This window comes from uncultured Arcanobacterium sp. (assembly GCF_947253055.1).
GTDB lineage: Bacteria > Actinomycetota > Actinomycetes > Actinomycetales > Actinomycetaceae > Arcanobacterium_A.
In genome coordinates this window covers 1-6087 of the sequence record NZ_CAMXYE010000081.1, presented here as the reverse complement: position 1 = coordinate 6087, position 6087 = coordinate 1, and the positions used below count along the sequence as shown (strand labels likewise).

Sequence of the window (6087 nt, the reverse complement as noted above, 5' to 3'; positions counted from 1 at the left end):
GGTAAATCCCTATGAGGTGATAATCGGCAGAAATCTGCAAGCGCAAATTACCGCCCACGGGCAAAAGTATGCCGCTGCATTAGTGCTACATTCTCCCGATACTGCCCGCCCTGCCGAAAAAATTTGCGCAGCTTTGCGCGTGGGAGCGCAACCCACCGCCCTCTGGGAAGTTCCGCGCGGGGAAGCCGCAAAAGATATTTCCACTCTTTTACAAGGCTGGGAGCTAGCAGGAAGTAATCATCTCGGCCGAGATGGAGTAGTGATTTCGTTGGGAGGTGGAAGCGTCACCGATTTGGGAGGTTTCTTCGCTGCTACTTGGCTTCGCGGGGTAGCAAATATCAATGTGCCCACGACCTTGTTGGGAATGGTCGACGCCGCCATTGGAGGAAAAACTGCCATTAATACCCAGAGTGGAAAAAACCTCGTCGGTAGTTTCACTAATCCACGCGGAGTCTACTGTGATTTAGCCGCTCTAGATTCTTTACCCCCTGCCGAGTGGAAATCTGGAATGGGAGAAATAATTAAATGCGGATTTATTGCCGATAGACATATTCTCGAATTATTGGCTACACACGGCACTAATCTTTTCACTTCTACTTCGCCTGCTTTGGCTGAGATAGTGGGAGCAGCAATAAAAGTAAAGCTGCAGATTGTGGATAATGACCTGCAAGAAAACGGAGGGCGAATAGTGCTTAACTATGGCCATACCTTCGCCCATGCCCTAGAGAAAGCTACTTCTTATACCTGCCGGCACGGAGAAGCAGTAGCTATTGGATGTGTATTTGCTGCCGCTTTAGCAGAATTGAGTGGCATAGCGCCTTCTGGTTTTACTGAATTGCATCGCGATGCTTTTGCGGCCGCAGGCCTTCCGGTTTCGTATAAAGGAGCGAAAAAAGCAGAACTGCTTACTCTTATGCAAGTTGATAAGAAAGTGCGGCACCAACAGCTGCGTTTTGTAGTTTTAGAAGATATTGGGCGGCCGCGTATATTGGAAAATCCAGATTCAGCTCTTCTAGATGGAGCTTTTCAAGCCATTGGAATCGCATGAAAAAAATTATTTTAATTGGAGCTCCGGGGACGGGAAAATCCGCCTTAGCGTATTCGCTACAGAAATACGGGGTACAAGCCGCAGATATTGATCAGTTAGTGGCAGAGTGGGGAATAGATGCTGCGGAGCTGATATTGGACGGGGAAGCAGGAAAATTACAGTTAGCACAGCTGGAAATATGGGAAGCGCTGCAAGCTGATTTTCCTCCGTCCGGCGTTTCACTGGTAATTGCGCTTCCCGCCGGAATATTTTTTCCTCTCGGGGCTGATAGCAACAGTAAAACTACTGAAAAGCTAGAGAAGATTCTGGCCGAAAAACGCCAAAAATTAGTGGATACCTTAGGCAGTAGCGATTTTACGGTAATTAATTTGACGGCAAATCTCAGTAAATTGGTGGTGCGGAAAGAATTAATTGGCCAGCGTAGTGCCTTTATTTTGCTGCGGCGAGAACTGCGCCTCCTCTATGGCGAACGGCAAAATTACTATCAAGAAATTGCGAATTTTAGTTTCGATACCAGCGATACCACTCCCGAAATAGCCGCAGCACAAATTTGGCAGCAGCTGCAGTTAGAAAATAGCTAAGAAGCTGATTCTGCTCCGCTAAGCCTGTATCTGAGCAAAAAGAAGTTAACCAGCACTCAGTTCTTTAAATCTTGCCCTATCAAGGCTTGCTATCAGCTATCCTAATAGCGTTGTTTTTGTTTATTAAGAGTTCATCTAAGTGAGGATTGCATGGCTACCACTAATGATTTAAAAAACGGAATGGTGCTAAAGATTGATAATCAACTTTGGCAGGTCGTGGAGTTCCAGCATGTAAAACCGGGTAAAGGCCCTGCTTTTGTGCGCACTAAATTAAAGAATGTACTCACCAATAAAAATATCGATAAAACTTTTAACGCCGGGGTAAAGGTAGAAACTGCTACGGTAGATCGCCGCGATATGCAGTACCTGTACAATGACGGGGAAGATTTTATTTTTATGGACGGCGAGACCTACGAGCAGCTGCCTATTGCGGGCAGCATCCTCGGGGAGAGCAAAAAATTCTTGCTCGAAAATCAGGATGTAATTGTCGCTATGCATGAAGGCACGGTGCTTTTTGTAGAGCTGCCGGCCTCGGTAGTTTTGGAAATCACCCATACCGAACCAGGTCTACAAGGGGATCGCTCAAATGCCGGCACCAAGCCTGCTACTCTAGAAACTGGATACGATATTCAGGTACCGCTTTTCATTGAGTCTGGCACCAAAATCAAGGTAGATACGCGAACTGGAGAATATATAAACCGCGCTTAAACGGAGAGCGATACGGAGAAGTGGATAAAAAACGCCGTAATAAGAAACGCAAAGGACGTTCGCTGCAGCGTCAACGCGCCTTAGATGTGCTATTTGAAGCTGATATAAAAGGCATCCCCGCAAATTCCATTACTGATTTGCTGGCGCAGCGTACGCAGTTATCTACTGCCCAAGTACCAATTGGCGAATATGGGCAAGCGATAGTCAATGCATACGGAGAATGGGCCGATAATATCGACTCAATGATTGATGCGGCTTCTCCAAATTGGGCTCTTTCGCGCATGACTACTGTAGATAGAAATTTACTGCGTATCGGCGCAGCTGAATTGATGTTTTTAGATGGAGAAATCGCCGTAGTAGCCACCGAAATCGCTAATTTGACCCGAGATTTTTCTACTGACGCTGCCGTGCCTTTTAATATGGGAGTGCTAAATAAAATTGCCGATATTTATGCTGGAGAAACTGCCGGCGCTGGCAATACGATTGCTGATTTGAGTGAATTAGATGCGGAAATTCTTGCGGAAGATACTTTAGCGGAAAATTCTGCGCAGATTTCCGCCGCTTCTCCAGAAATTCCGGAATTCTAATTCTCGTTCCGCTAAAAATCGGTGAAATTCCTATTCCCGCCGTTTTCGAACTAAAAAATCTTACAAATTTGCGCATTTTAAGCATTATTAATTGCTAAAACACGCATTTTCGCAACAAAATGGCGGAATTTTCGGAAAATAGTGAACTTTTCCGCATTATAGGAGTATTATCCAAGTTGAACCTATTGGAACTACTTAGGAGGAAACTACATGGCTCTGCCTACTCTTACCGCCGAACAGCGGCAGGCTGCATTAGAGAAAGCAGCTTTAGTACGCCGTGAGCGTGCAGAACTAAAGAAACAGCTAAAAGCTGGCGATATTAAAGTTTCCGATGTGCTTACACGCGGAAAGAAAGATGATATAGCTGGCAAACTGAAGGTTTCGGCTCTGCTAATGTCGGTACCAGGAATCGGCCAAGCAAAAGCGGAAGCAATTATGGCTAAAGTCGGTATCTCCGAATCGCGCCGCGTAGCTGGCTTAGGGCCGAATCAGGCCAAAGCGCTCGTAGAAATGTTCGGATAATTTTTCCGTAGTTTCCTACATTTTGCTTTAAACTACTACCTGGGCTCAGACTGTGCTGTCTGAGCCCAGGTTATTTTTATGTGCTTCTGCAGATTCACTACCTACAAAACACTTTTTGGGACTTTTATCCTAACGGGTAATGCTTCCTGACGTTCCTTCCTAAAGTGTCGAAATATTTTCTCCTCAATCGTTGACGCACTGTCAATTAGGTTTTATTTTCATCTTAAGGAGGGAAACTGTGGAGAAAAAAGTATCAACACCTAAAGATACACGCCGGATGCTGCTGGAAGCCACCCGCGCGGAAATTATTTCTTGCGGCGTCACCGAGACTAATATTTCTTCTATAACTTCGCGCTGCGGAGTGAGCCGTTCTCTTTTCTACCATTATTTTCCTTCTAAAGATGCTGCAGTAGAAGCAGTACTCGATCATACAATCGACGCGTTCTTATCCGAACTGCAAGATTGGAATAAGAAACGCCAACCCGGCGATATTAATGGAGCGCTAGACGAAGCCACCAAATTAATGCGGCGTATCGTCAATGAAGATGGTCCTTTTACAAGCAGCTTGACGGCTAGTGCAAATGCCGAACTGTACTTAAAATTTTCTGATCGCACCGCCGCTCGGATAGCAAAATATATTTCCCAAACTACGGTGCGTGATTATGCACGTAAGCATGAGGTAGATATTGAGTATGTAGAAGAAACTTTCTATATGCTGCTGACTGGGTTGATTGCCTTGATTCGGCGGCGGCCTGAGCTCCCTAATTCCGCCATTAAGCAAATAGCAGCCCAAACCCTGCATATCGAACCCCATATTCCGCTTCACCTCCGCGACAAAGTTCTTTAAGTAAAAATTTTAATAGTTAAATAGAGAAAGGCTGAACAATGCTGTTCAATGTATATGGAGATACCGCCGCCTATCAGTGGCTCGGCTGGATACTCGTATTCTGCGGATTAATCGCCGCTAATGAGTTCGCTCGCCGCAGTCGATTCGGTGGAATTACTTGCTTCTTGGTAATTCCGGCAATTCTCACCGTCTACTTCCTCGCTATTAATATCGGGGGAGCTATGGGGGCAGAATGGGCGCTCAACAACCCGACCTATATCCATATGGGTTCTTGGTTCCACTATGCAAAGCTCTATGCAGCTACTGCTGGATGCATCGGCTTCATGGTGCTGAAGTACAAGTGGGGGAAGCTCGGAAATGTAGATTGGTTCAAAGCCTTCCCCTTCGTAATCGTAGCTATCAATATTCTGATTGCAGTAGTTTCTGATTTCGAATCTGCCGTCCGCGCCTGGAATACCACTTGGATATCAACCGAGGGAGTAACTCTCTACGGCGGTTGGCACAATGTATTCAACGGCACGGCGGGATTGATCAATATCTTCGTCATGACCGGTTGGTGGGGAATCTATTCTTCGAAAGGGAAGAAGGATATGCTCTGGCCCGATATGACTTGGGTGTTCATCATATCTTATGATTTGTGGAACTTCTGCTACACCTATAACTGCCTGCCGACGCACGCTTGGTACTGCGGTGTGGCGTTACTTCTCGCACCGACAGTGGCCAATGCGTTTTGGAATAAAGGCGGCTGGATCCAGAACCGCGCCAATACTCTGGCGCTCTGGTGTATGTTTGCGCAAGTATTCCCCATGTTCCAGGATTACTCCGTATTCTCTACCGATTCGGTGAACAACCCGAATGTAAACCTAACCGTTTCTATAGTGGCCTTGCTGGCTAATGTATTAGCGATTGGTTACGTGATTTACCGCGCCAAGAAGCTGGGCGTAAATCCGTACAAGCAGGAAGTATTCGTAGGTACGCGCGATTTCGATAAGGCGATGGCGCGGCGCGAAGATGCCTAAGTAAATAGGTAATAATTATGCCGGGCGGTCAAGACTAAGTTTTGACCGCCCGGTCTCTTAAGAAATCTTTTTATAGGTAATTTTCTGAATAAATTTGACTTCCTTTTCTTATATACAAAAAATAGAGTCATGGGTGAGCAGACAGGGCGAGCATTTGTGCTTTGCGGACCGACCGCTGTTGGCAAAGATACAGTATTAAAAGAATTACTGAAGAAAATCGATAAGGTGTGGCTTTCTATATCTGCCACTACCCGCCAGCCGCGGCCCGGAGAAGTAGACGGCAAAGACTACTATTTCGTAGATGAAAAGCACTTTTTGGAGCTAGTCACCAGTGGTGAAATGCTGGAGTGGGCTAAAGTGCACGGGCATTACTACGGCACGCCCCGCCCGCCTGTCACCAAAGCCCTCGCCAGTGGGCAGGATGTGATTCTGGAAATTGATTTAGGAGGAGCGCGCCAGGTGCGAAAATCCCTACCGCAAGCGGTGCAAATTTTCCTCGCTCCACCTTCCTGGGAAGAACTCAAAAAAAGACTGCGGGGGCGCGGTACGGAAGATGCGGCAGAGCAAAAAATTCGGCTCGCTACTGCCAAAACAGAACTAGCTGCGCAAGATGAATTTGATTACGTAGTAATAAATGACTCAGTGGCTAATGCCACCAGCAAGATTCTACATATCATAAATAACTGCGAGTATAATAAAGCAGTGCATAGCTGAAAATGTCCGTGCAGAATTAATAATTACTTGTGAGGTATGAATGTTTGGAACTAGCCCTAAT

General features: G+C 46.2%; 8 protein-coding genes. All 8 read left to right on the top strand.

Going from position 1 to position 6087, the window contains the following annotated elements:
• On the top strand, window positions 1–1048 hold a 1048-nt coding region (gene aroB, locus Q0X35_RS05760), incomplete at its 5' end, for a 3-dehydroquinate synthase (RefSeq protein WP_297566442.1).
• Complete coding sequence (locus Q0X35_RS05755; RefSeq protein WP_297566440.1) at window positions 1045–1629, top strand: hypothetical protein; 585 nt, start codon at window positions 1045–1047, stop codon at window positions 1627–1629. The genes aroB and Q0X35_RS05755, both read left to right, overlap by 4 nt.
• 150 nt (window positions 1630–1779) lie before the next feature.
• Window positions 1780–2337, top strand: a complete 558-nt coding sequence (gene efp, locus Q0X35_RS05750) for an elongation factor P (RefSeq protein WP_297566438.1) — start codon at window positions 1780–1782, stop codon at window positions 2335–2337.
• A 20-nt stretch (window positions 2338–2357) separates the two neighbouring features.
• Window positions 2358–2924 (top strand): transcription antitermination protein NusB, encoded by a 567-nt coding sequence (locus tag Q0X35_RS05745; RefSeq protein ID WP_297566436.1) that lies wholly within the window; start codon window positions 2358–2360, stop codon window positions 2922–2924.
• 210 nt (window positions 2925–3134) lie between these two features.
• Window positions 3135–3446: an integration host factor, actinobacterial type gene (gene mihF / locus Q0X35_RS05740; protein ID WP_297566434.1), complete on the top strand. Its 312-nt coding sequence runs from the start codon at window positions 3135–3137 to the stop codon at window positions 3444–3446.
• A gap of 238 nt (window positions 3447–3684) precedes the next feature.
• Window positions 3685–4293, top strand: coding sequence for a TetR/AcrR family transcriptional regulator (locus Q0X35_RS05735; protein ID WP_297566432.1), 609 nt, complete (start codon window positions 3685–3687; stop codon window positions 4291–4293).
• A 38-nt stretch (window positions 4294–4331) separates the two neighbouring features.
• Window positions 4332–5312 (top strand): DUF5692 family protein, encoded by a 981-nt coding sequence (locus Q0X35_RS05730; protein ID WP_297566431.1) that lies wholly within the window; start codon window positions 4332–4334, stop codon window positions 5310–5312.
• 129 nt (window positions 5313–5441) lie between these two features.
• Entirely contained in the window at window positions 5442–6026 is a 585-nt protein-coding gene (gmk, locus tag Q0X35_RS05725) for a guanylate kinase (RefSeq protein WP_297566429.1), read from the top strand.
• Window positions 6027–6087 lie beyond the last annotated feature (61 nt).

Bases quoted from the DNA above. Each gene is read 5' to 3' on its own strand.
- Q0X35_RS05755 (WP_297566440.1), top strand. From the start codon at position 1,045: ATGAAAAAAATTATTTTAATTGGAGCTCCGGGGACGGGAAAATCCGCC.
- efp (WP_297566438.1), top strand. From the start codon at position 1,780: ATGGCTACCACTAATGATTTAAAAAACGGAATGGTGCTAAAGATTGAT.
- mihF (WP_297566434.1), top strand. From the start codon at position 3,135: ATGGCTCTGCCTACTCTTACCGCCGAACAGCGGCAGGCTGCATTAGAG.
- Q0X35_RS05730 (WP_297566431.1), top strand. From the start codon at position 4,332: ATGCTGTTCAATGTATATGGAGATACCGCCGCCTATCAGTGGCTCGGC.
- gmk (WP_297566429.1), top strand. From the start codon at position 5,442: ATGGGTGAGCAGACAGGGCGAGCATTTGTGCTTTGCGGACCGACCGCT.